Origin of the sequence: Bradyrhizobium sp. IC3195 (assembly GCF_020193585.1) — a bacterium.
Taxonomy (GTDB): domain Bacteria; phylum Pseudomonadota; class Alphaproteobacteria; order Rhizobiales; family Xanthobacteraceae; genus Bradyrhizobium; species Bradyrhizobium yuanmingense.
In genome coordinates, this window is the sequence record NZ_JADYVG010000012.1 from 110,941 (window position 1) to 135,854 (window position 24,914).

General features: G+C 62.5%; 21 protein-coding genes. 9 read left to right on the forward strand and 12 right to left on the reverse strand.

Going from position 1 to position 24,914, the window contains the following annotated elements; genetic code table 11:
• Positions 1-286: 286 nt before the first annotated feature.
• The 11 genes from I6F09_RS22715 to I6F09_RS22770 form a co-directional block, all read right to left on the reverse strand.
• Positions 287-1,627 (reverse strand): amidohydrolase family protein, encoded by a 1,341-nt coding sequence (locus I6F09_RS22715; RefSeq protein ID WP_225189090.1) that lies wholly within the window; start codon positions 1,625-1,627, stop codon positions 287-289.
• A 539-nt stretch (positions 1,628-2,166) separates the two neighbouring features.
• A complete protein-coding gene (locus I6F09_RS22720) occupies positions 2,167-5,286 on the reverse strand; it encodes a multidrug efflux RND transporter permease subunit (RefSeq protein ID WP_225189091.1) in 3,120 nt (1,039 codons plus the stop codon).
• Positions 5,283-6,524, reverse strand: a complete 1,242-nt coding sequence (locus tag I6F09_RS22725; protein ID WP_225189092.1) for an efflux RND transporter periplasmic adaptor subunit — start codon at positions 6,522-6,524, stop codon at positions 5,283-5,285. Before I6F09_RS22725 ends, I6F09_RS22720 begins: the two co-directional genes overlap by 4 nt.
• A 65-nt stretch (positions 6,525-6,589) precedes the next feature.
• Positions 6,590-6,829 (reverse strand): hypothetical protein, encoded by a 240-nt coding sequence (locus tag I6F09_RS22730; RefSeq protein ID WP_063822473.1) that lies wholly within the window; start codon positions 6,827-6,829, stop codon positions 6,590-6,592.
• A gap of 334 nt (positions 6,830-7,163) precedes the next feature.
• Positions 7,164-7,721 (reverse strand): HdeD family acid-resistance protein, encoded by a 558-nt coding sequence (locus I6F09_RS22740; RefSeq protein ID WP_225189093.1) that lies wholly within the window; start codon positions 7,719-7,721, stop codon positions 7,164-7,166.
• A 147-nt stretch (positions 7,722-7,868) separates the two neighbouring features.
• Entirely contained in the window at positions 7,869-8,354 is a 486-nt protein-coding gene (locus I6F09_RS22745; RefSeq protein WP_128262852.1) for a DUF992 domain-containing protein, read from the reverse strand.
• Entirely contained in the window at positions 8,355-8,954 is a 600-nt protein-coding gene (locus I6F09_RS22750) for a hypothetical protein (RefSeq protein ID WP_225189094.1), read from the reverse strand. It abuts the gene before it with no gap.
• Positions 8,951-10,090 carry an AI-2E family transporter gene (locus I6F09_RS22755; RefSeq protein WP_198399839.1) on the reverse strand — a complete coding sequence of 380 codons (1,140 nt, stop codon included), beginning with the start codon at positions 10,088-10,090 and terminating at the stop codon, positions 8,951-8,953. Before I6F09_RS22755 ends, I6F09_RS22750 begins: the two co-directional genes overlap by 4 nt.
• 29 nt (positions 10,091-10,119) lie before the next feature.
• Positions 10,120-10,365 carry a hypothetical protein gene (locus I6F09_RS22760; RefSeq protein ID WP_225189095.1) on the reverse strand — a complete coding sequence of 82 codons (246 nt, stop codon included), beginning with the start codon at positions 10,363-10,365 and terminating at the stop codon, positions 10,120-10,122.
• A gap of 30 nt (positions 10,366-10,395) precedes the next feature.
• A complete protein-coding gene (locus tag I6F09_RS22765) occupies positions 10,396-11,835 on the reverse strand; it encodes a basic amino acid/polyamine antiporter (protein WP_225189096.1) in 1,440 nt (479 codons plus the stop codon).
• Positions 11,836-11,963: 128 nt separating this feature from the next.
• Complete coding sequence (locus I6F09_RS22770; protein ID WP_225112296.1) at positions 11,964-12,194, reverse strand: hypothetical protein; 231 nt, start codon at positions 12,192-12,194, stop codon at positions 11,964-11,966.
• A 238-nt stretch (positions 12,195-12,432) separates the two neighbouring features.
• On the opposite strand from I6F09_RS22770, the gene I6F09_RS22775 reads away from it, so the two are divergent.
• The gene (locus tag I6F09_RS22775; protein ID WP_225189097.1) at positions 12,433-13,143 is read left to right on the forward strand and encodes a Bax inhibitor-1/YccA family protein; all 711 of its coding nucleotides are present in this window, start codon (positions 12,433-12,435) and stop codon (positions 13,141-13,143) included.
• Positions 13,144-13,161: 18 nt separating this feature from the next.
• Here the strand turns inward: I6F09_RS22775 and I6F09_RS22780 are convergent, their stop codons facing one another.
• Positions 13,162-13,665 (reverse strand): DUF1269 domain-containing protein, encoded by a 504-nt coding sequence (locus I6F09_RS22780; protein ID WP_057026468.1) that lies wholly within the window; start codon positions 13,663-13,665, stop codon positions 13,162-13,164.
• A 694-nt stretch (positions 13,666-14,359) separates the two neighbouring features.
• Between I6F09_RS22780 and I6F09_RS22790 the strand changes: the two genes are divergently transcribed.
• From I6F09_RS22790 to I6F09_RS22825, 8 genes are all read left to right on the forward strand, one after another.
• On the forward strand, positions 14,360-15,451 hold the full coding sequence (locus I6F09_RS22790; RefSeq protein ID WP_225189099.1) for an efflux RND transporter periplasmic adaptor subunit: 1,092 nt from the start codon (positions 14,360-14,362) through the stop codon (positions 15,449-15,451).
• On the forward strand, positions 15,448-18,516 hold the full coding sequence (locus I6F09_RS22795) for an efflux RND transporter permease subunit (protein WP_225189100.1): 3,069 nt from the start codon (positions 15,448-15,450) through the stop codon (positions 18,514-18,516). Before I6F09_RS22790 ends, I6F09_RS22795 begins: the two co-directional genes overlap by 4 nt.
• 144 nt (positions 18,517-18,660) lie before the next feature.
• Positions 18,661-20,094, forward strand: a complete 1,434-nt coding sequence (locus I6F09_RS22800; RefSeq protein ID WP_036011479.1) for a basic amino acid/polyamine antiporter — start codon at positions 18,661-18,663, stop codon at positions 20,092-20,094.
• 26 nt (positions 20,095-20,120) lie between these two features.
• Entirely contained in the window at positions 20,121-21,383 is a 1,263-nt protein-coding gene (arcA, locus tag I6F09_RS22805) for an arginine deiminase (protein ID WP_225189101.1), read from the forward strand.
• A gap of 118 nt (positions 21,384-21,501) precedes the next feature.
• Positions 21,502-22,338, forward strand: coding sequence for an outer membrane beta-barrel protein (locus I6F09_RS22810; protein WP_036011475.1), 837 nt, complete (start codon positions 21,502-21,504; stop codon positions 22,336-22,338).
• 34 nt (positions 22,339-22,372) lie between these two features.
• Entirely contained in the window at positions 22,373-22,600 is a 228-nt protein-coding gene (locus I6F09_RS22815; protein WP_141697668.1) for a hypothetical protein, read from the forward strand.
• Between the two features lie 419 nt (positions 22,601-23,019).
• Positions 23,020-24,156 (forward strand): ATP-binding protein, encoded by a 1,137-nt coding sequence (locus tag I6F09_RS22820; RefSeq protein WP_225189102.1) that lies wholly within the window; start codon positions 23,020-23,022, stop codon positions 24,154-24,156.
• 60 nt (positions 24,157-24,216) lie between these two features.
• A complete protein-coding gene (locus tag I6F09_RS22825; RefSeq protein WP_057026149.1) occupies positions 24,217-24,849 on the forward strand; it encodes a response regulator transcription factor in 633 nt (210 codons plus the stop codon).
• The last annotated feature ends 65 nt before the right edge of the window (positions 24,850-24,914 follow it).

Genomic DNA, 24,914 nt, shown 5'->3' on the forward strand with positions numbered 1-24,914 from the left:
CGCGCAGCATATAGATCATGATGCGGTCAGGTTGGAGGCGCCAAGCGGATTGGAACGAAAGGTCTTCGCCAAGCATCGCTACATCGGCTCGATGCCGATCTTCTTGATGATCCCGGCCCACTTCGTGGACTCGGAGCTCATGAAGTCGGTCAGGCCCTTGGAGTCGATCAATCTCGGCTTACCCAAGCGAAAGGTCTGCGCTGGTTGTTGAAATATCCGGTTTGATGTCCGTCAGGCAGGGTGATAGGCCATCACTATCGGTCACAGGCGCAGCCGTGAGAATAGGTCACTTGGGATTGGTGTCTTTGTAGATGATCCCGTCCTTCATGATGACGACAAGCCTATTTGCCGGGTCCTCGATAAGGCGAATGTCTTCCAGCGGATTGCCATCGACGAGCAGGAGATCGGCCAATGCGCCTTCCTCGACCACTCCGATCCTGCCGGGATAAGGATTCCGCGCACCGGAAAGCGCGAGCAGCTCTCCATTGGTTGAGGTCGCCATCGTCAGCGCTTCCGCCGGCGTGAACCACCGCGTGAGGTCTACGATGCCCTGACCCTGATGCTCGGCCAGTGGCTTCGAGAAGAGGATATCTGTTCCAAAGGCAGTCTTGATCCCAAACTTCTTGACGAACCCGTACACGGTGTCCGTTCCCGCAACAACCTGGCGCATCTGCGCCTGTTGGGCGGGGGGGAGCATGGCTGCGCCGCCGAGGTCTACGAACGGCTGAGTGCTCAGCCAGATTTGCTTTTCGGCGATGAGGCGTGCAGTCGGTTCATCCATGAGATGACCATGTTCGATCACTTTGACGCCCGCGGCGATGGAACGTCGAATTGCGCTCGGTGTATATGCGTGTGTTGCAACATACGTCCCCCAATCGGTGGCGGTTTCGACGGCCGCGCGCAAGTCCGCTTCGCTGAATGTGGTCACATCAAGTGGGCTGAAAGGCGAGGCGACGCCTCCCCCTGCCGTCAGCTTGACCTGGGACGCGCCCTGCATGAGCTGTTCGCGCACGCGCTTGCGGACCTCGTCGGGATCATCCGCGATGATGCTTCCGCCGAGCTGTTCGACGCGGCTTGTTCCGCCCTGACTTTGCGGCAGCTCCCAAAGCTCGCGGAAGTCTCCATGGCCGCCGGTGACCGTGATGACGGCTCCCGATGGATAGATGCGAGGACCCGGGACGAGACCTTCATCGATCGCGCGTTTGAGTGAGAAGGTGGGGCCGCCCATGTCCCTGACTGTCGTGAATCCGCGCATCAGTGTCGCTGTCGCTTCCGCGCTGGCCAGCAGGGTCGTATATCCGAGGTCGCTCGACAGCATCTGCGCGGGTGTCGGACGGACCATCATCGCGTGCCAGTGCATGTCGCTGAGCCCGGGCATCAGCACGCGTCCACCGCCTTGTATGACGCGGGCGTCCACGCGACGATCGGTTGGAATGGGAGCGGTCACGATCCGCTCGATGATGTTTCCGCGGATGACGACATTCGATGGGACGGAAAGCGTCTGGCTCTTCCCGTCAAAGATGCGCACGTTCTCGAAGACGGTGACTGCAATCCGCTCTTGCGGCTCTGCCGGCGTGAGAAAGGTGCACGTCGCAACAATGATCGTGGCACACTCGGCTATCCGCATTTGCAGTGTTCCTTCCTAGCATGTCGTATTCTCTCGCCAGCGGCGCGGAGCCCGGCGGGAGTTGTCACGCCGCACACGAGTTCGTTCCGATTCGCTCGACCGACGACCATCGGACCGTGACCATTTGGCGAGAGCCATTCATCAGAATATTCGTGGCAAGGTCGGGTCCCTATGCTGTTACATTCGACTTGCGCCAGCTTCCGCTTGATGTGAGCTCCGTTGCACCAAAGGACCCGCGTAGAAGTACGTTCCGCGGATTGAACGGGATCCCCGAGCCTTCCAGTCCGCCAGCTTAGAGACGCCGTCTGTCCCGTACATTAGGGATTCTCTGTACACCGGCGGAGCAGGAATCGGGGTGCCAACTGTGGAAATAGCGCTCTATGAAAGCTCTACCCGGGTAAACTTGGTTCAATTTTCTGCGCAGCTTACTAATAATCTCTCGTAATCCGGCAGCGTACTCCTCAATCATCGAAGTAGCTCATCTAAGCCAGACGACATTCTTTCGTTACGTTCTATGTTTTTGTTAGGATCGGGCATTCTTAGCCGCTTTTGATTGTGCCTTTCGCGCGCTCCCGTATGCGCTGGAAGGTGACGTAGAGCATCGGCACCAGGAAGATCCCGATCGAGCTTGCTGCGAGCATACCAGCGAAGACAGCGGTGCCCACTGCTCTGCGGCTCAGCGCGGCAGCTCCGGTCGCAATGACCAGCGGCAGAAGGCCGAGGATGAACGCAAGTGACGTCATCATGACCGCACGAAAACGCATATGGGCACCCTGAACCGCGGCCTCACAGATCGGGATACCCGCCTCCCGCTGTTCCCTCGCAAACTCGACGATCAGGATGCCGTTCTTGGCGGCAAGAGCGATCAGCACAACGAGGCCGATCTGGCCATAGAGGTCGAGATTGAGGCGCGCAATCATGATGCCGAAATAAGATCCGAGCACACCGACGACCACCGACAGCAGCACCGGGATCGGGATCACCGTGCTCTCGTAAAGTGCGACCAGGAACAGATAGGCGAACATCACGGCCAGCGCGAGCACGATTCCGGTCTGACCTGCCGCTCCCTGCTCCTGAAAGGCGGTGCCGGTCCAGGCGAAGTCGTAGCCGGACGGCAGAACGGCGTCGGAGATCTGCGCCATCGCGGATAGCGCGGTGCCCGAAGAGGTCCCCGGCGCAGGGCTGCCGTTCACCGTCACGGAACGATGATTGTTGTAGCGAGTGATGACCTGCGGCCCGGTTACGACCATGACGTCGGCCAGCGCCCGCATCGGCACCATCTCGCCTTTGTTGTTGCGCACGTAGATCCGCCAGATATCCGAGACGTGGGCGCGATCGGATGCGTCGCCCTGAATGTTGACCTGCCAGGTGCGTCCGAACAGGTTGAAGTTGTTGACGTAGACGCCGCCGAGCGTCGCCTGCAGCGCAATGAAGATGTCATTGACCGCGACGCCTAGCGCTTGGGCCTTTCGCCGGTCGACGTCGAGATAGAGCGACGGATTGGTCGCGGTGAAGGTCGAGAACACCCGCGTGAGCCGCGAATCGGCGTTGGCGGCGCCGATCAGGGCGTTTGTCACGCTCGAAATCGCGGCTGGGCCCTGTCCTTCCAGAGCTTGAAGCTGGTACTCGAATCCGCCGCCGGTGGAGAGGCCGATGATCGGCGGCAGGTTGAACGGCAGCACATTGGCTTGTCGTACCTGGGCACCGGCTGCGAATGTCCTGGAGATTAGCGCCTGCGCCGAGTCTGCGGCCGCTGTCCGGTTGGAAAATGGCTTGAGCCGCGCCACCACCAGTGCGCTGTTCGATTGGGAGACGCCATCGAGCAGTGAAAAGCCGATCACCGCGAGCACGTGATCGACGGCCGGCATCTGTTTCAGGACGTCTTCGATCTGGCGGGTAACCTGGCTGGTGCGTGCGACCGACGCGCCGTCCGGGAGCTGCACCGAGGTGAAGAAGGCGCCCTGGTCCTCCTCCGGCAGGAATCCCGTCGGAGTAATGATCGAGACACCGAAGACGCCGGCGGCGAAGACGGCAACCAGCAGCAGCGAGAGCGCGGCCCGGCGCACGAGGTAGCGGACGCCGTTGCCGTAGCGCTCGCGCAACCAGTCGATGCCGCCGAGTACACGTCCGATGATGCCGCGGGGCCGTCTGCCGTGGCGCATCAGCAGCGCGCACAGTGCAGGGGATAGCGTCAGGGCGTTCAGCGCCGAAATCAACATTGCGGCGCTGATCGTCACGGCGAACTGACGGAACAACGTGCCCGAAATGCCGGGAATGAACGCGATCGGCACGAACACGGAGAGCAGCACCAGAGTGATCGCGATGATCGGCGCGGTGATCTGGGTCATGGCTTTCTTGGTGGCTTCGGCTGGAGCCAGGCTTGGTTCCGCCGCCATGACGCGCTCGACATTCTCCACGACGACGATGGCATCGTCGACGACGATGCCGATGGCGAGGACCATCGCGAGCAGCGATACCGTATTGGCCGAATAGCCGAACGCGAGCAGAACTGCGAACGTGCCGATCAGGCTCACCGGTACTGCGATGGCCGGGATCACCGTCGCACGGAGACTACCGAGGAAGATATAGACGACCAGCATCACGAGAACGAAGGCTTCGGCCAGTGTCCGCAAGACCTCCGCGATCGTGTCCCGAACGAAGCTCGTGGAATCGTATTGGACGAGATAGCTCAGTCCAGGCGGAAATCGCGTTGACAGCCGTTGCATCGTCTCGGCCACCGCTCGCGCCGTGGTCACCGCGTTCGCTCCCGGCGCAAGGTAGACTGCGATTGGAACGGCGGCGCGCCCGTCGATCCGCGCCTCGCTGTCGACGTTTTGCGCACCGATCTCGACGCGCGCGACGTCTTTCACCAGCAGCGAGGATCCGTCGGGATTGGCGCGTAGCACGATGTTGGCGAATTGATCGGCGCTGGCGAGTCGGCCGAGGGTCTGCACGTTGAATTGGAACTGCTGATCGTCGCTGATCGGCCGCGCGCCGATGCGGCCGACGGCAGCTTGGACGCTCTGCGCGCGGATCGCGGCAATCACGTCCGACGGGGTCAAGCTGAGGCTGGTGAGCCGCTGCGAATCGAACCAGATTCGCATCGAATAGTTCATCTTTGCGAACAGGTTCGCTTGGCCGACACCCGGCGTGCTCGCGATCGCGTCCAGCGCGTTGATGATGGCGTAGTTGGTGATGAAGAGGGGATCCTGCTGGCCGTCGGCGCTGTAGAGCACGAGGAACTGCAGGATCGACGAGGATCGCTTCTGCACCCTCACGCCTTGCTGCTGCACCTCCGTCGGCAACTGCGACAGGGCGCTCTGCACGCGATTATTGACGTTGACCGTGTTGATGTCGGCATTGGTGCCATGCGCGAACGAAATGGTGAGCGTGTAGCTGCCGTCATTGCCGCTTGTCGATTTCATGTAGAGCGCGCGGTCGACGCCGATCACCTGTGCTTCGAGAGGCTGGGCGACGCTGCTTTCCACGACCTCGGCGGACGCGCCTGGGAAGGTCGCGGAGACGGTCACCTGCGGCGGCACGATATCCGGAAATTGCGCCACGGGAATTTGCGTGAGTGCCAACGCGCCGGCAATGGTGATGAGAAGTGCGATCACTATCGCAAGGCGCGGCCGATCGACGAAGACGCCCGATATCATGGAGTGCGGTCCGCGGCGTGGGGCCGGATCGGAGTGCCGCGGCCGCTCCGCGGTGGCGCCTCGCTCGCTACGCCGTCCATGCTCGACCGCAGGAGTGCGCTTGCTGTATCCGGAGCGACGGTCTGACCCGCGCGAACCCGCTGCAACCCTTCGGCGATCACCTTGTCGCCGGCAGCAAGCCCGCCGATGACGGCGGCAATTGTTGCGGTCGATTGTCCGAGCTGAACGCGCCGCTGCTCTGCCTTATTGTCCTTGCCGACGACGAGAACATAGTCGCCGCGCTGGTCGGACAACACCGCCGCGCGTGGGATCGCAAGTACTTCGATCGGCTGGACGCCTTCGAGCAGAACGGTGACGAACTCGCCGTCGGTCAGCTCGTGCGCGGTCACGCCTGCGGCAGACGGGGCGCGCAAGATCGGGTTGGCAATCTCGCCGCGGACCGTGATCGTGTCGGTGTTCTGGGCGATGCTGTTGTCGACGAAGTTCAGTTTGCCGGACTGACCGTACATACGGCCATCGGGCAGCCGCAATCGGATCGTCACCGCCTCGAGGCCGCCTTGTGGGAGGTACCGCTCGCGCAGCTCGAGCCCCTCTCGCAGCGGCACCGGGAACGTGACGTGCATCGGGTCCTGGCTGACGATCGTGGTCAGCACGCCGGAGGAGGGCCCGACGATGTTGCCTTCGGTTACCGCCGTGCGACCGATCTTGCCTTCGATCGGAGCATTGATGACGGTGTAGTCGAGATTGATTTGCGAGGCCTGGACCTGCGCCTGGGCAGCCTGGACCTGAGCCTGTAAGCTGCGCTGGGTGGCGAGCGCGGCGTCATAGGTCGATTGCTGCCCGGCCGGCCCGCCGAGAAGGGTGTGCGCGCGCTCCGTCGTCAGCCTGGCGTTTTCCAGCATCGCCTCGAGTTGCGCCACCTGCGCCTGCTTGGCTGCGAGATCGGCCTCGAATGGGCCGCGCTCCAGCCGATAGAGCTGGTCGCCCTTTTTGATCTCGGCACCCTCGTTGAACAGCCGCTGCTCCAGAGCGGCGGTGACACGGGCCGTCACGTTGACCCGGTTGACCGCCTCAACTCGGCCGAGGAACTCGTTGCTTTCGGTGATCAGCCGGCGCGTTGCCTCCACAACGCCGACGGCAGGCGTGGAAGGCGTCGGCTGGGTCCGGACAGTCCCGCCGATCGAGACCGTAACCAATCCTGCCGCCAGTAATCTGGTCGCGACGTCAGCAAGGTTCATGGTCCGCTCCGTGTTCCAGAGCTCCGAACGCCGACGTCACTTCGTTCGGCGTCTGGCGGACTGCATTACTCGCGCTGCGTCCTGTTGCTGCGGGCTGGTTCGTCGTAACCTTTGCGATGGCTGTAGAACATCAGCGCGATCAGGCCGCAGCCTAGGATCAGGATGAGAATCACGGCTCCGGTCAGGATGACGTTTCCATAGAGGGGCATCGGCGTCGATCGCCAGACCGACACGCAAAACCAGCTCGCCCCGACCAGCAGACCGGCCAGCAAGGCGGCGATCGCCCATTGGTTCCTGTCGCGCATCGTTACCTCCATCAGCTTCGCAAGGCTTCGGAGACCCGCCTAGACCCAACGCCATCCACAGCGGCGCCGGCCGCGATGCCACCAGCAAACCCAGCGCCGGTGGCGGCGACGGCGCGGTGGAGGGCCCCAGCCGGGTCGCGGAGGCGGTCCCCACTGCGTCTTGATCAGTTCTGATGACGTGGTGGCGCGTCGCGGATCTGGATCGATCGGCAGCGCTTCGGCAACGTCGATCAAGCGAACGCCGGTGGCGCCGAGCGCGGCAGCGGCAAGGGCGCTCGTTGCAAAGCCTAGGAAGGCTCGGCGGCTGGAACCAACCATGTGTCGTCCTCCTCTGTCACGTAGTCGATCGCAGCGATTGCAGGGCGTAGAGCAGCCATGCGAGGCCATGTGAGATCAGGTCGACGCCGAGCAGGAAGCCGAGCGCCCAGACGCTAATATCCGGGAAGCCAAACAGGATGAGCACGCCGGCGGCCATGGCGAAGACGCCAGAGATCAGCATCATCCAGCCGTTCTGTCGCCAATAGGCGAAACTCAGCACGCATCGAACGACGCCGGATGCGAATAGCAGCGCGCCGAGGAAATAGGTCAGGATCAGTGCACCCGACACCGGCTGGGTGAGAAGGATCAGGCCGAATGCGAGGTAGAGCGCACCGAGAATGATCCGCCACAGGAAACTGCCCCAACCCTTTGTCCAGAACGCATGCGCGATCTCGAAGGCGCCGGCAGCGATTGCGGTGAGCCCAATGAACTTGACACTGATGATCGTGGCGAAGGCGAGATCGCCGAGGGCGAGGAGGCCGGCGGCGATCAGGACAATTCCGAGGAGAGCGCAAGCCCATAGCGGTGGGGCACCCAGCGTGTTGAGATCGTCGCGGCTGTCGTAGACGGTCATGCGAACCTCCTGGGTGCTCACGCTCCGATCGACACGCCTTCGATCCTAGACTTGAACCAGCAGGTCCAACATCGGACGAAACCCGGAGTTGAGGGGCGGGAATATTCTCATTCCAACTTGTTGCGACCTTTCCTGAGCGGACACGGCTCATCGCGGTCCGCGCGGGCCCAGTGTCAGATGGGTCACGCCGGCCGCGAGATTGAGCCCGATCGAGCGTTCGATCGAGATCGGCTGGAGCATGATGCTCCTGCGCGAGCCGCCAATCAGGACGTTGGCGCCGAGGCCGGGGCCTAGAGCGAAATTGCCACTCGCGCCCACATAGCTGCCGCGCAAAGTGCCGGCACCAATCCGCGAAGTCCTGGCGAACACGGCCCAGGACAGCGTGCCGGCGCTGGTCACGCCGAGATCAAGGCCGAGGCGTCTGATCCGTCCCTCGTAGATGTAGCGGCGGGCAGGGCGCACCCCATCGAACACGCAGCGCAGCGACTGCGTCGATCCGAGCACCAGTCCAACGCGTGGCTCCGAGAAGCATAGCAGCCTGCCTATTCTAAATCTCTCGGCTCCTGCGGGCGAGGGAATCGTCAACAGCACCGCCACTGCGCCGACGGCCGCGAGATATGGCAATTGTCGCATTCAAGCCTCCGCCTGGTGCTTTGTTTCGGTCGGCGCCCGCGGCGGGCCGCCGTCCCGGCGCAGCCAGAACGAAATGGCCAGACCGATCAGCAGCACGGCGCCGAGCAGGAAGAAGAAGATGGATTGCTTCAGCCACGAGATCGCCGGGACGGCTGCGCCCATTGCAAGGCCGAGAAAAGCGATCTGCAATGACAACAGGCTGATGCCTGCGAGGAATGTGCCGAGCGCGAGCAGCGTCAGCAGGACGAGACCGGTTGCCGGCGTCGGGAGCAGTTGCTGAACGCCGGAGACCAGGATGATGTTCATCGTGATCAGGACGGCGATCCAGTGCAGCGCCTGGGTCCAGATCAGACGAATCTGGCCCTCCCTGCCTCCGATCTCCGGCCATTTGGTGATGACGCAGACCACCCCGATCGCCAGCGCCAGGAATTCCCAATAGCCGATCAGCGGCTGGTGCGAGACGTTGGTATAGGCAACTCCTGCGATGGCGAGCAGCAGCGCGACGGCGTACGGAAGCTGCTGCCAGACAAGACGCCCCATTCCCGAGCGAGCCTGTTGAGGCACGTGGTCTTCACGCTGCTGTGCATCCGTTTCGCTCATGGCTGCTCACCCAGGATTGGGGGATCGGTCGTTGCCGGTTCGATCCTGTCTCCGAGATAATCCTCGACATACAACCTGATGATCGCCACCCGTCCGACCGCGACGAGCGGCATCGCGAGCGCAATGCCCATGACGCCGAACAAGGCGCCCAGCAGGACGATGGCGACCAGGGTCCAGGCTGGCGGGGTCTCGACCGCATGCCGCTGAATCAGCGGGCCGATGACGTAACCTTCGATCGACTGGATGATGGTGTAGACCGCGACCGCCCAGATCAGCGGCGAGGCTCCGAGCGGCATCGCAACGAGCGCGATCGGGATCGCGGCGACGATTGGCCCAAGATAGGGGATGAAGTTCGACAATCCTGCCTGCAATCCGAGAACGAATGGGCCAGGCAGGCCGATGAGATAAAGGGCAAGCCAGACGAAGAGCGTCATCAGGATGATGCGGATCAACTGGCCGACGAACCACAGCCGCATCACGGTGCCCATCTCGTCCATCACCTCGCGCGCGCGGGCCCGGTAAGATTGCCTGACCAGCACGACCACGCTGTCGCGGTAGCTGATGGGATCGAAGGCGAAGAGAATGCCGAGGAACAAGATCACGAGCACGGCGGTCAAAAGGCTCGAGGCGCCGCCGAGCAGGAATTGCGCATGGCTGAGGAACCGACCCTGGTCGGCGAACAGCCACTGCGCGAAGTCACGCCCCCATTCCGGGCCGAGCAGATCCACGCCATAAGACAACAAATGCTCTTGCAGGATGTCGACCTGGGCATCCATGACTTTCAGCAGCACACGCGTCTGCTCCGGCAGCTTACCGGTCCCCCAGGCCAGCCCGAAGCCTGCCAGCGCCGACAGCAGCAGGAGAACGAGCGTCAGACGCCAGACGCGGCTGAGAGGAAGAACCGGCGCCAGAGCCCGGGCTGCGGCATCGAGAAAGGCTGCGAAAAGCACGCCTGCGAACACGATCAAGAGACTCGACACCGTTTGCCAGACCAGGAAGAGGGCCGCGGCCACGACGAGCACGGTGAGGCCGATCGCAAGCAGGCTCGGTCGTCCGGGTTGGACCGACTCGTCGATCGGGCTCTCATTCCGAACGAGGCCGCGGACCCGCTCGGATCCGACCCTGGCGTCGCTCATCGATCGGTCCGCCGTCATGTGGTCACGCCTCACGAGCGAACGCGGCGGCTGCCAAAATGCGGATGCTTGCCGCCGCGATGACGCCAATAGCGATGCTTGAATGGATTCGTGTTGGTGTTGATGTTGGGCCTCGCATCGCCCGGGGCGGCCGTGCCGGTTTGCTTCGGCGCGGCCACGGTATCGTCCTTCGGCTGAGCCGGGGAAATGCTTGACGGCAGAGTGGCGGCTAGGACTGCGGTGAGGAACAGGGTACGATAGTTGATCCACATCTTCATCCTCGCCTCCATGCGGTCAGCGACAATCGGTCAGATCGCGATGGCTCCGACAGCCAGGCCGTAGATTCCGATCCCCGCGGCGATGGCCACCGCGCCGAACAGGACGGACTCGACCGGCTTGAAAAGCCGCTCCTTGCGTTCGCGCTTGGCGATCAGGAACAGCAGCGTTCCCGGCGCGTAGAGGATCGCGGACAGCAGGAGAAATTTCGCCCCGCCGGCGTAGATCATTCCCGCCGCGTAGAGCGTCGCGACGGCCGCGAAGATCCCCTCGCTGGTGCGGGCGCGCTCGCCGGAAGCATAAGCCTCACCAGTCCATGCGAGCTTCAGGCCGTAAGCCGCCACGAGGAAATACGGGACCAGTGTCATTGCGCTCGTCATCTTGAGGGCGAGCGTGAAGGCATATTCGGCGAACCAACTCACAAGAAGCAACGCCTGGATCACGCAGTTGGTGAGCCAGAGCGCGCCGACAGGGACCCTGTGAACGTTCTCGCGCGCCAGAAAGGCCGGCATCGTGCGCTGAATGGCCGCTGAGTGCAGGATCTCGGCCGCAAGGAGGGACCATGACAGGTAATTGCCGAGGATCGAGATCAGCAATGCGATACTGATGAACACACCGCCCCAGCGGCCGACCATGGCCTCCATCACGCCTGCCATCGATGGTGTCGGCAGGTCCGCGAGCCCGCTCCGCGGCAGGATGCCGTAGGACAGGAGTGTCACGAGCACGAGAAGGCAGAGAACGGTGAGAAAGCCGGTGACCGTCGCGATACCGATGTCGTCGCGCCTTCGTGCGTAACGCGAATACACGCTCGCGCCCTCGATGCCGACGAAGACGAACACCGTGAGCAGCATCGTGCTGCGGACCTGGCTCAACACCTGCCCGGCGTCGGGCTCGGTCGTTCCCCAGAAATTGTCGGAGAAAAGCCCGCGGTTCAGGGCGACCGCAGCCACCACGATGAACAGCACGATGGGGATGATCTTCGCGAAAGTTGTGACCGTGTTGAGCGCGGCAGCCCCCTTGATGCCGCGCAGCACCAGAATATGGACGCTCCAAAGCAGCACGGAGGCCGAAGCGATGGCTACCGGCGTGGTGCCGTCGCCGAACACGGGGAAGAATTGGCCGAGCGTGGCCTTGATCAGGATGAGGCAGGCGACGTCGGCTAGACAACAGCCGATCCAGTAGCCGGCGGCGGACGCAAAGCCGATGTAGTCACCGAAACCGGCTTTGGCATAGGCGTAGATGCCCGCATCGAGCTCCGGCTTGCGCCGGGATAGCGATTGGAACACGAAGGCCAGAGTCAGCATGCCGGTGCCAGCAATCATCCAGGCAATGATCGCTCCCAAAGCGCCGGTGGTGCGCCCGAACTGAGCCGGCAATGCGAAGATGCCGGAGCCGACCATCGACCCGATCACCAGGGCGATCAGCGCATTGCGCGAAAGCTTCTGATCGGCCTCGCTTGTCGAAGCAGCCATGATGGATGCCTTCCGATCCGAGGCGGCTGCATTCGCGGCCTCCCTCCCGGAACCTTAGAGCCGCCTCCCGCATGCGCACATCAGGGATTGTCTGTAGGAAGAGAGGCAGGAAATCGGTGGCCGCCGATTCAGATATCGCCACGGGAAGCGGTGGTGTCGTCCCCGCCCTTGTGCCAGGACGTCGGCAACGTATCCCGCGCGACCAGCACGACGCTGCCACGGAAGAACTCGCCGGACTTGGCGAGTTCGGCGGCCAGGCGCCTGGCATGTAGGACGGCCGCATCCTGCTCGCTAAGATCGCATCCGATCGTGTCGGGCGAGACGCCGTAGCGATCGGTGATATGGAAGAAGAAGCGCATGCCTCCGGTTAGGTCATCGCGCCTCCGGTCTCCAGTGACAAAAGCGCAAGGTGCCTCAGTCAAAAGTCTTACGACCCCGAAGCAGGTTCCAGTCTTACGGATCGGCAATCAGCGCCATGCCGTCCCCATTCAGGCAAGAGTGGTTTTCACCTGATGTCTTCGGGTGATTGTCCGATGTTGTTCCGTCGAAGCAGAGCCTAGCGTGGTCGCGCTTTAGGGGGCTGCACAGGAGGATGCGATGTCGAATCTCGATCAGAACTTGGCGGCGACAGACGTCGTCGGCGGCCGGATCACCGTGGATGCCGGACTGCGCCAGTACATGTTGCGGATCTATGGCTATATGGCCGCGGGTGTCGCCCTGACCGCCGTCGCCGCCGGCCTGACCTATCAGGTCACCGGCCCCGCGCTGCTGCAGAGCCCGCTGATGTGGGTTTTCATCCTGGCGCCGCTTGGGTTGGTGTTCTTCCTCAGCTCGCGCATCGAGACATTGTCAGTGCCAACCGCGCGCCTGCTGTTCTTCCTCTATGCTGCCCTGGTCGGTATCTCGCTCTCGATCCTACTACACATCTACACCAGTTCGTCGATAACCCGCGTCTTCGTGATCGCTGCTGCAATGTTCGGCGGGCTCAGCATCTTCGGCTACACGACCCGGCGCGACCTTTCGGGACTGGGTACCTTCCTGTTCATGGGGCTGATTGGGATCATCTTCGCGAGCGTCGTCAACCTGTTCCTGTGGTCGACTGCGCTCGACTGGCTGATCTCGATCGTAGGAGTCGGCGTGTTTGCCGGCTTGACGGCCTATGACACGCAGCGGATCAAGACGATGTACGACAGCGCGGATGACCAAACCGCTTCGGGGCGAAAGTCGGTCCTTGCCGCGCTGTCGCTCTATCTCAATTTCCTCAACCTGTTCCTGATGCTGCTGCGTCTTGCGGGCGGCCGCCGTTGAGAAGGGAAGGGCGGCGGCTCAGGCCGCCGGCCGCTCCACCGTGCTGGCGAGGGCATCGCGCAACGCCTTTTCCTTCGTCTCGTCGAGGGAGGTCTTGAGTACGACGCCGCCCGCGTCCTTGATCTCCTTGATCACCTTGTCGGCGGTCATGTGCTTGATCAGGACGAACAGGGCGGCGTTGCCGGGCTGAAGGCTGGCGGAGAGACTCTTCATGAAGGCATCGTCGATGCCGACGTCCGAAAGAGCGCCGCCGAGCGCACCCGACGCTGCGCCTACGGCAACTCCGAGGATCGGATTGAGAAAGAGGACACCGATTAAAAGGCCCCAGAAGCTTCCCGTCACCGCGCCCATGGCGGTCGTGTTGACGAGTTGGTTGAGCTTGATGCTGCCCTGGTCCGTCTTTACGGCGATCACGGCGTCACTGATCGTGATCAGATATTCCTTCTGCAGCCTGAGCAATTGCTGACGCACTTCCTCGGCCTTCGCCTCGGACGGATATACGATGGCGACCAGATCTGACATGAAGACCTCCCGTTGGAGCATGCAAGCGGACCCGAGGAAGCTACCGCGCGAGAGCTGCCTCAGGGGATCGGAGAAAACCCTCGGTCCCGGTGGGGAATGTTCCGAATGAGATTGGACGCTGTAGACTGCGTCCCGAAGGGGCGGCGCAAAGTGAAATTGCTGGCGCCGCCCGATCGATGCTACCTCGGCGATCAATTGCGGCATCTAGCGGCGCGGATTCGGGACGCAGGTGCCGGACGGCCCGCTCACCGACGCGCGGCATTGGGCGCGAGTGTCATACATACAGGTCAGCGTTCCCCTGAACTTTCTGCACCATGCCAGATCCTGCGCTTGTCCTGGCGTCCACGAGCCCATGGCACTGAGCGCAATGAAGACGGCAGCGGAGAGCAAAGCCAGCTTTGTCATCTTGGTTTCTCCTTGTCGTTGAGCAATCACGTCGAGCCGCGGATCGCAGGCTCGTCAAACCCGCCGCGGCTTTGACGAAGGGATCGCATGCGCCGCAACGGCGGCAGCTGCAGGCTTATGCACCGTCTGCGCGCTTGGGCTGTCGGGTGATCGCCTGACTTCGCTGCCGGAATCTTTCGGCTCCGCCGGATGTTCGTTCACGATTGCACCCGCGGATGCTCAGTAGATTTACCGATACAAGCGGGATGAATTCTCCGCAAAATCCTCAGCGGCACGGATGGGTCAATTCATGCAGCTGCGGTCAATGAGTACGACGCTTGTTGCAGGAGTTTCTGCGCTGTTGCTGGTCGCCTGTGAGAGGGAGGCGGCGACGGACTCCCTTCCGGCGCCGGCGCGTCCCGTCCGCACCATGACAGTCGAGAAGCGGGATCAACTCACGCCCCTCACATTTTCCGGCCGCATCGAAGCCGAAGACGAAGTGAATCTGGCATTTCGAATTTCCGGTCGGCTGCACTCGAGCGACATCCGGCTCGGTGAGCGCGTCGAGGCCGGCCAGCTGTTGGCGCAGCTTGAATCGCAGGACCAACTCAGCGCGTTGCGGCAGGCGCAGGCCGCCCTTGCCGCAGCTCAGGGCCAGCTCACTCAGGCACGCAATCATTTCGAACGCCAGCAGACTCTGTTGGCGCAGGGATGGACCACGCGCGCCAACTTCGAGGCCGCGACGCAGGCGCAACAGACTGCGCAATCGAATGTTGAAATGGCCGAAGCTCAGTTGAATTCCGCCCACGACCAGGTCAGCTTCACCGAGCTGCGGGCCGATGCACCGGGCAAGATCACCGAAACGGGGCCCGCCGCCGGAGAGGTCGTCCAGGCCGGACAGACGATTGCGCGGATCGCGCGGCAGGATGGCCGAGACGCGGTCTTCGACATGCCGGCTCAATTCGTCCGCGCGGCACCGGCCAATCTGCTGGTGAGCGTCAGTCTGACCGACGATCCAGCGGTGACTGCGGAAGGGCGTATCCGGCAGGTTGCCGCGCAGGCCAATCCGGTCACGCGAACCTTTGAGATCAAGATAGGACTTCGTGATCCCCCTGCCGCGATGCGGCTGGGGGCGACTGTCACGGGGCGCGTCGAGATGAGCGCCGGACCAATGATCGACATTCCGGCAACGGCGCTGACCAGGATGAATCGCCAGCCGGCGGTCTGGATCCTGGATCCCGCGACGAAGACGGTCGCCATCCGCAATGTCGACGTCTTGAGGTTCGATCAGGCGCAGGTGATCATCTCGCAAGGTTTGGACATAGGCGAGGTCGTGGTGACCGCGGGCGTCCAGGCACTTCATCCGGGTCAGCGGGTGCGCGTCCTTGGGTCGGAGCCATGACCGGGCTCAACCTCTCGGAATGGGCGCTCGGGCGCCGCTCGCTCGTCATTTATCTGATGATTGCCGCCGTCATCGCCGGCGTGCTGTCCTATCTGCGGCTGGGCCGGAACGAAGATCCTGCATTCACCATCAGGACTATGGTTGTTCAAGCGGCCTGGCCTGGAGCGACGGCCGAAGAGACGATGAAGCAGGTGACCGAACGGCTCGAGCGGCGGTTGCAAGAGACGCCACATCTGGACTTCCTGCGCAGCTTCACTCGGGCCGGTCTCACCACTATTTTCGTGAACTTGAAGGGGAGCGCCAACGCAAGGGACGTCTCCGATACCTGGTACCAGGTGAGGAAATCCATCGGGGACATCCGTCACACGCTGCCGGTGGGCATCGTGGGGCCAGCGTTCAATGACGATTTCGGCGACACGTTCGGGATCATCTATGGATTCACCAGTGATGGATTTACCCAGCGCGAGCTGCGTGATCGGGTCGAGGCGGTCCGCTCGCGTCTTCTAGACGTGCCCGATGTCGCGAAGATCGAACTGCTGGGTGCGCAGGACGAAGTGATCTTCGTCGAGTTCTCGAAACGGCAACTCGCAAGTCTCGGGGTCGATCGCACGGCTCTGATCGCCGCCCTGCAGGCACAGAATATCGTGAGCCCGGCCGGCACCATCCAGACCGGGACCGAGCGAATTTCGTTTCGGGTGTCCGGGGCGTTCCAGTCGGAGCAGGACATTGCCGACATCAACTTCAGCGCGGGCGGTCGCACGCTACGTCTGAGCGATCTCGCGACGGTACGGCGAGGCTATGCCGATCCGCCGCAACCGCTGTTCCGGGTCGGCGGTCGTCCAGCGATCGGGCTCGCGATCGCGATGCGCGAGGGCGGCGATATTCTCGTTCTCGGCAGGAACATCAAGGCGGCGATGGCAGAGATCACGGCCGATCTGCCGATCGGAATCGAACCGAGCCTCGTGGCCGACCAGGCCGTCGTGGTGGACAAAGCGATCCGCGAGTTCATGACCTCGCTGGTGCAGGCGATCGCGATCATCCTCGTCGTGAGCTTCATCAGCCTCGGCGTTCGGCCGGGCCTCATCATCGCACTGGCTATTCCGCTCACGCTTGCGATCGTGTTCCCGACGATGGAGTTTCTTCGCATCGATATGCAGCGAATTTCCCTCGGCGCTCTCATCATCGCGCTCGCGCTGCTGGTCGACGACGCCATGACGACGACGGACGCCACGCTTAATCGGTTGGCGCTGGGCGACGGCAAGATCGCGGCCGCGGCCTACGCCTTTCGCACGCATGCAGTCGCCATGCTCACGGGCACACTCGTAACGATCGCCGGGTTCATTCCGGTGGGCTTTGCAGCCAGCGCGGCCGGCGAATACACGTTCTCGCTGTTTGTGGTGGTTACGATCGCTCTCCTGGCGTCGTGGTTCGTCGCCGTCATCTTCACGCCGCTGCTCGGCGTCGCTATCCTCGCGCCGCCCAAGACCACAGCCGATGCGCCGGGAATGGCCTTTCGCTTGTACCGGCGCTTTCTGGTCCTGGCGATCCGCGCCAAATGGCTGACGATCGGCGCGACGGTTGCGCTTTTTCTCGCTTCCGTGCTCGCGCTTCCGCTGGTTCCGCAGCAGTTCTTTCCATTGTCCGACCGGCCGGAACTTCTCGTGGACATCGGCCTGCCGCAGAATGCATCGATTTACGCCAGCGAGGCGGCGGCCAAGCGCCTCGATCAAGTACTGACCGGTGATCCCGACGTTGGTCATTGGAGTACCAATGTCGGGCGCGGTGCGATCCGCTTCTATCTGCCGCTCAGCGTCGAGCTGCCGAATGACTTCTTCACCCAGGCGGTCGTTGTGGCCAAAGACGTCGGGGCACGCGAGCGCCTTCATGCCAAGCTGGAACGGTTCCTTGTGGAAGAATTCCCGAACGCGATCTCCTCGGTTTCGCCGCTTGGGCTCGGTCCCCCCGTGGGATGGCCGCTGCAGTATCGCGTCAGCGGTCCCGACGTGGAGCTCGTGCGTGACATCGCGGTCGAAGTCGCGCGGATCGTCGGCTCCGATCCGAGGGCCAAGAGCCTCAATTTCGACTGGATGGAGCCGGATCGCCAGATCCGCGTTCGCGTCAACCAGGATGAGGCGCGCCGTCTCGGCCTGAGCTCGCAGGCGATCTCAATCGTTCTGAACACCGTGATCTCCGGCCTGCCCGTGACCCAGGTGCGGGACGATATCTACCTTGTCGATGTGCTGGCCCGCGCAACGGACGAGCAGCGCGTCTCGCTGCCGAGCTTGCGGACGCTGCAGGTGCCGATCCCGGGAGGGCAGACCGTTCCGCTGAGCCAGTTTGCCACCTTTGAATACGGTCAGGAGTTTCCGCTGATCTGGCGGCGCGATCGCATGCCGACCCTGACGGTGCGGGCCGCCGTTCCCGACGAGATGCCGCCGGAGACGGTGGTCAATCGGCTGGCTCCCGCTATCGCCAAGCTGAAGGCCACTCTGCCGCGTTCCTACGATGTCGTGGCCGGCGGCACGGTGGAGGAGAGCCGAGCTTCGAGGTCGTCCGTGATGGCAGTCGTACCGATGATGTTGTTCGTCATGTTTACGGTGCTGATGGTGCAGCTGCAGAGCTTCCCGCGATTATTGATGGTCGTTAGCGTCGCGCCGCTCGGCCTGATCGGCGTCGTCGCGGCGCTGCTCGTGTCCGGGCGGCCGCTGGGCTTCGTCGCCATCCTCGGCGTGTTGGCGCTGCTTGGCATGATTAGCAAGAACGCGGTGATCCTGATCGGGCAAATCGAGGCGGAGCGCTTGCAAGGGAAGGGGCCCTGGCAGGCGGCAGTGGATGCAAGCAGCTCCCGCTTTCGTCCGATCATGCTGACGGCCGTCTCAACCGTACTCGGCATGATCCCGATAGCGCCGACCGTCTTCTGGGGGCCGATGGCCTTTGCGATCATGGGCGGCCTGCTCGTCGCAACCGTTCTAACTCTGGTGCTGCTGCCGACCTTGTATGTCGCCTGGTTCGGCGGGAAAGAAATGGCGCCAGCTTCCGATGCTTCCAGCCCGGCGCGAGGGTAATCCCGGGCAGCGACTAGGTAATCACCTGATGGGCCGGGCCGAGGCCACGGCGCATGGTTCGATCTCGAAATGAGGAGGTCGGCAACGCATCGTTCGAGACATCGATGACGGCGTCGGTCTTCGCTCGCTCTTCGAGGCCATTCAATGACTGCGACGACATCGGCCCAGAAGCTCTCATTGTTCGCACTGACGGGAATGGTCGTCGGCTCCATGGTCGGCTCCGGCATCTTCTCGCTGCCCAGAACCTTCGGCACCGCAACCGGTCCCTTCGGCGCCATCCTCGCCTGGTGCATCGCAGGCGGTGGCATGTACACCATGGCGCGCGTGTTCCAGTCTCTGGCCGAGCGAAAGCCTGGTCTGGATGCCGGTGTTTATGCCTATGCGAAAGAGGGCTTTGGCGACTATCCCGGCTTCCTGTCGGCGCTCGGTTACTGGATGGGAAGTTGCATCGGCAACGTGTCCTACTGGGTCCTCATCAAATCGACCCTGGGCGCGTTCTTTCCCGTGTTCGGCGACGGCAATACGGTCATCGCGATCGTCGTAGCCTCGATCGGGATCTGGCTGTTCCACTTCATGATCCTGCGCGGGGTGCAGCAGGCCGCCGCGATCAATACGATCGTCACCATCGCCAAGATCGTGCCGATCCTGATCTTCATCGTCATCCTGATCCTTGCCTTCAAGGCCGACCTGTTCCGTGCCAATTTCTGGGGCGGCGAGGGCATGCCGGACACGGGACTCTTCGAGCAGATCCGCGCGACCATGCTGGTCACGGTGTTCGTCTTTCTCGGGATCGAGGGGGCCAGCGTCTATTCCCGCTACGCCAAAGAGCGGTCCGACGTCGGCGCGGCGACGATCATGGGCTTCCTGGTCGTCACGAGCCTGATGGTGCTCGTCACCATGCTGCCTTATGCCGTGCTGCCGCGTGCGGAGATTGCAGACATGCGGCAACCGTCAATGGCCACGGTGCTGGAGGCAGTGGTCGGACATTGGGGTGCCGTCTTCGTCAGCATCGGGCTCCTGGTCTCGGTGCTCGGCGCCTATCTCGCCTGGTCGCTGATCTGCGCCGAAGTGCTCTCCGCGGCCGGTCGGACCCGGGACATGCCGCGCGTGTTCGGTACCGAAAACGCCAACAAGGTGCCGGCTGCCGCGCTCTGGCTGACCAATATCGTGGTGCAGCTCTTCGTCATCAGCACCTACTGGTCCCGTGATGCCTTCTCGCTGATGCTCAATCTCACGAGCGTCATGAACCTCATTCCGTTCTTCCTGGTCGCCGCCTACGGATTGCTGCTGGTGAAGCGCGGCGAGACGTACGAGAAGAGCGCGGGCGAGCACAGACGAGACCTGATCTTCACCGGCATCGCCGTCATCTACACACTCTTCCTGATCTACGCGGCCGGAATGAAATACCTGCTGCTATCCGCGCTGCTCTACGTGCCCGGCACGGCGCTGTATGTCTGGGCGCGGGTCCAACAGAAGGCGCGGATTTTTGCACCGGTGGAGTGGGGCATCTTCATCGTGGCTGCGATCGGCGCGGCCGTCGGCATTCACGGCCTCGCCACCGGCTACATCACGATCTAGGCGGATCGATTGCGGAGGTTGCGCTCATGACACAACAGACATCAAACGGAGCGCTTCCTTTTGGCGTTCATTCGGAAGTCGGTCAGTTGCGCAAGGTAATGGTCTGCTCGCCGGGCCGCGCTCACCAGCGTCTCACTCCGACCAATTGCGACACGCTGCTGTTCGATGACGTCCTGTGGGTCGACAATGCCAAGCGCGACCATTTCGACTTCGTGCAGAAGATGCGCGACCGCGGCATCGAGGTCGTCGAGATGCACAATCTGCTCGCGGACACCGTCGCCATCCCGGAGGCGAGGCGATGGATCCTCGACAATCAGGTGGTCCCAAACCAGGTCGGTCTCGGCCTGATTGACGAGCTCCGCGGCTATCTGGAAAGCCTCGCCCCCCGCGCGCTGGCGGAAACCCTGATCGGCGGATTGTCGACCCACGATTTCCCCGACGCACATGGCGGTGAAATGCTCCGGTTGATCCGGGAGGCGGCCGGCATGACCGAGTATCTGCTGCCGCCACTTCCGAACACGCTGTACACGCGCGATACCACCTGCTGGATCTATGGCGGCGTAACGTTGAATTCGCTGTTCTGGCCGGCGCGTCACGAGGAGCCGATCCTCGCCGCCGCCATTTACAAGTTCCATCCGGATTTCGCCGGCAAGGTCCACGTCTGGTGGGGCGATCCGACTCAGGATCACGGCCTTGCCACTCTGGAAGGTGGCGATGTGATGCCGATCGGGAAGGGAAACGTCCTGATCGGATTGAGCGAACGGACATCGAGACAGGCGATCAGCCAGCTTGCCGCCGCTCTTTTCAGGAAAAAGGCCGCTGAGCGCGTCATCGTGGCGGCCATGCCCAAGCTGCGTGCGGCGATGCATCTCGACACGGTCTTCACGTTCGCCGATCGGGATTGCGTGCTGCTTTACCCCGATATCGTCAATAACATCACGGCGTACTCCTACCGGCCGGCGGACAACTCTGCCGGAATCGAGCTGCGCAAGGACGAGAAGCCTTTCGTCGACGTCGTGACTGGGGCGCTCGGCCTGAAGAAGCTCCGCGTCGTGGAGACCGGTGGCAATGCCTATCTGCGCGAACGAACCCAGTGGGACAGCGGTGCCAATCTGGTCTGCGCCTCTCCAGGCGTCGTCTTCGCCTACGATCGCAACACCTACACCAATACGCTGCTGCGCAAGGAGGGAATCGAAGTGATTACCATCGTCGGCGCGGAGCTCGGCCGCGGCCGCGGCGGTGGTCACTGCATGACCTGCCCGATTACCAGGGATCCGGTCGACTACTAGCCGGCGGAGGAATCGACCCGGATCAACCTGTGATTTATCATCTGAACATTAACACGCCACAATCGGCGCGCAGTGTGACACGAATCCCGGTGTCCGGCTGCAGCATCGGAGGGGACCTATGCGACCGTCTGGATTTTTTCTGCCGGTTGCCGCACTGCTCGGCAGTAGTACGGCTTGGGCGGCGGACCTCGATCTCACCGACTTCAAATCGAGCGGAGCCGCTACATCCTCCTACGCGGTTCCTTATTACCAAGCCCCGTCCTGGAGCGTCGTTGGTTCCATCTCGCCGACTTTCACCGACAACGCGCTCTTCACCCGCGATAACCGCAGGTCGGACGTCTATTACGCGCCAGACGTGAGCGTCAGGCTCGACGGGAACCTCACCAACGATCTGTCATACCGGCTCTATGCGCGGGCTCAATACGAAGCCTTTTCGCGGGAAAAGGACGGCAATTTCGCCGTCGCGCGTATGGGCGCGCGTCTGACCGAGAACTGGGACGGCTGGCGCTTGTCTGGCATTTACGAAAATCGATATGATTTCGATGGCATCTACCGCGATCTCGCCTTCACGTCCCACGACGTGATGGGCTCAGTCGCGCGCGATTTCCGGGTTGGCAACGCGACGTTCTCGCCACTGGTGCTTTTGACCTACCGTTTCTCCGATCTGGCCGAGGCGCGCCGCTGGCGCTTTGACGCCGTGCTCGGAATCGAGGTCAAGCTTGATCCCAGATGGTCGATCGTCAGTACGCCCCTGTTCGAAGCCTATTGGTTCACCGATGGACTCAATACCGGTCGCCAGGATCAGCTCTATTCGGTTGACCTCGGCCTGAAGTACAACGTTGCCAACAACGTGTCGCTCACGACGACCGTGCTCTACGAGGCACGAACCTCGAACGTCCCGCTGCGGCGATACAGGGACGTTCGGATCGGGCCTCGCCTGGACTTTGCCTTTTAGAGGTGCTCGAGAGATGCCGGCAAGACGCCTTCTAATGCTGACCTGCCTCATCATCTCAAGCATGATGACGACGGTCGTGCTGGCCGATCCTCGCGATGCGGTCGATCGTAGCCATCGACTCGATACCGATGCACTTCGGGATGATGCCGCGACGCGCCGTCTGGAGCAACCATCTCACCCGCTCGCAATTGCGCCGGCCCCGGCGGCACCGCCCGCGAAGGCGACCAGAAAGAAGAAGTCGGACACGAGCAGTAGCCGATAGCCCTGGCGAACCTGTCAGCGCATTAGGCGGGGGAACGGTGGAGGACGCCCGGCGACCACGGAATGGCGGCGCGACGATGCCATTCGGGCTCGTTCGCCGCGCATCGCCATTTTTACTCTCTATTGCATCGGATTTGAGATTCGGCGGCCCTTGACGAAGGCCAAGATTTCAATCCCTCACGAATACTACCTCATGTTGAATGAGCGGTTCGCTGGGTGTATAGTTGATTGACCCCGCAGGTGCGCTATTCCGAATTAGGTGGAGGATTTCTCGCCGGCAGGGTGGGGAGAGACCCCGCTATTGTCGTCGTGGCCAATATCGGGAGTCGCCGGAATAGAGTGAGTAGTACAGTGAAGCCACATGGCTCCCCCGCCAGAGAGTCGAGGCAAACCAGTCCCAAGCGCTGGCTGCGCGTAGGTTTGCAACCATCGACCGAGGAGCTTTACTGGAACTCTTCTGCAGATCTCCTCTTCGTCGCGCGCCCCTCCTTTTGCGGACATTTCGTCTACGAGAGCATCAATCCGGCATTCGAGTCCCGGCTCGGCGTATCGTCGCGAGACGTGCTCGACATGGATGTATCCGATTGCCTGAGCGCGGATGACGCGAGATCTGTCTGCGAAGCACTTCGGGCGAGCCTCGCGGAGAAGGCTGAGATCAGGATCCGGCAGCGGCTGGCGTTTGGTGGTTCATCCCGCACGAGGGAAACGACGGTCACGCCGATCCTGGATCCCGCGACCCGCGGTGTCGTCCGGTTGATCGGCTGCCATCGCGAGGCGCGCGACGTTCGCTTCGAGGACCCCACCACATGGGGGAACGGGCTGGATGTCGAAGCTGGCCTGCTGTCGCTTCAGGAGAGCATTCAGCAGCGGATCGCTTCCGATCTCCACGATTCGACCTGTCAACATCTGATTGCCGCGAGTCTCGGCTTGATGCGGATCCGCGGCCAGCTTGACGGCACACAAGCCGCCGAACGGATCTGCGACGAAATCGACGCGTCGATTGATGAAGCGCTCCGGGAGCTCCGGGCTTTTGCCTATCTGCTGCATCCGCGGGATCTGACGGGTGACGGATTGAAGGCCACGATCGAAGGCTACGCGGAAGGGTTCGCGGCGCGCACCTCGTTGCATGTGAGGGTGAACATCGTGCCGGAGGTCGATGGGTTACCTTATGAGGCCCAACGCTCGCTGCTGCGCGTTGTTCAGGAGGCTCTGACGAACGTCTTCCGTCACGCAAAAGCGACGGAGGTGGCAATCGTCATCGATGTTGTCGACAGTCGTTTCCAATTGATGATCAGCGACAATGGACGCGGTCTTCCCCACCCTGGCAGGCCGGGTGCCGGGACGCTATCGAGCGGCGTCGGAATTCCCGCGATGCGAGCAAGACTGCACGGGATCGGAGGTACGCTCGCCATCCAGTCCAGCGGGATGGCGCCGCATTCCGGTACCGTTCTGTCCGCGGTCTTCCCGCACGTCCTTGCAGTGAATCGGCGCAATCGACGAAGGACCACGACCAATACGAGGGCCGATACCGGCACACAATCAGCGAAAGAACACTAGCCAGCGGCGGCGGGTCGAAAGTGTGAGCCGAACCGCCGTCAAGAATAGGGAGTGTGCTGCATGAAACGTATCCTCATAGCCGACGATCACGAAGCGGTGCGATCGGGTTTGCGGGCGGTCCTCGAACAGCGGGCGGACTGGGAAGTGGTGGCCGAGGCCACTGACGGAGGCAAGGCGGTCGCCGCGGCGATCCAGAGCCAGCCCCACGTCGCCATCCTGGATTTCTCGATGCCGAGGATGACCGGCGTGGAGGTGGCGCGGCGTATGAGGGACTATCGGCTGCAAACCGAGATCCTGATCTTCACCGTGCACAATTCGGGTCTGATAGCGCAGCAGGCGTTCGAGGCCGGCGCCCGCGCTTTCTTGGTGAAGTCTGATGCGAACAAGCTGCTGCTGGCGGCTGTCGAGTCGCTGCTGATGCATAGGCCGTTCTTCTGTACGAATAGCATTGTCGAATACGACGGCGAGCCGGGCCCCCACGGCGAACGACACCACCATGGGCTGACCGCGCGCGAGCAGCTCGTCGTCAAGCTGGTTGCCGAGGGCTACAGCAACAAGGGAATTAGCGCGATCCTCGACCTGAGCGTTAAGACGACGGAGGCACATCGTGCAGCGGCGATGCGCAAGCTGGAGGTAAACTCGACGGCGGGCCTCGTGCGATACGCGGTGCGGAGCGGACTCGTCGAGGCCTGATCGCAAGCCGTGGCGATCCGTGGCTGTCAGTACCTTCGCCTGCATCTCTCAGGGTTTTGCTGGAT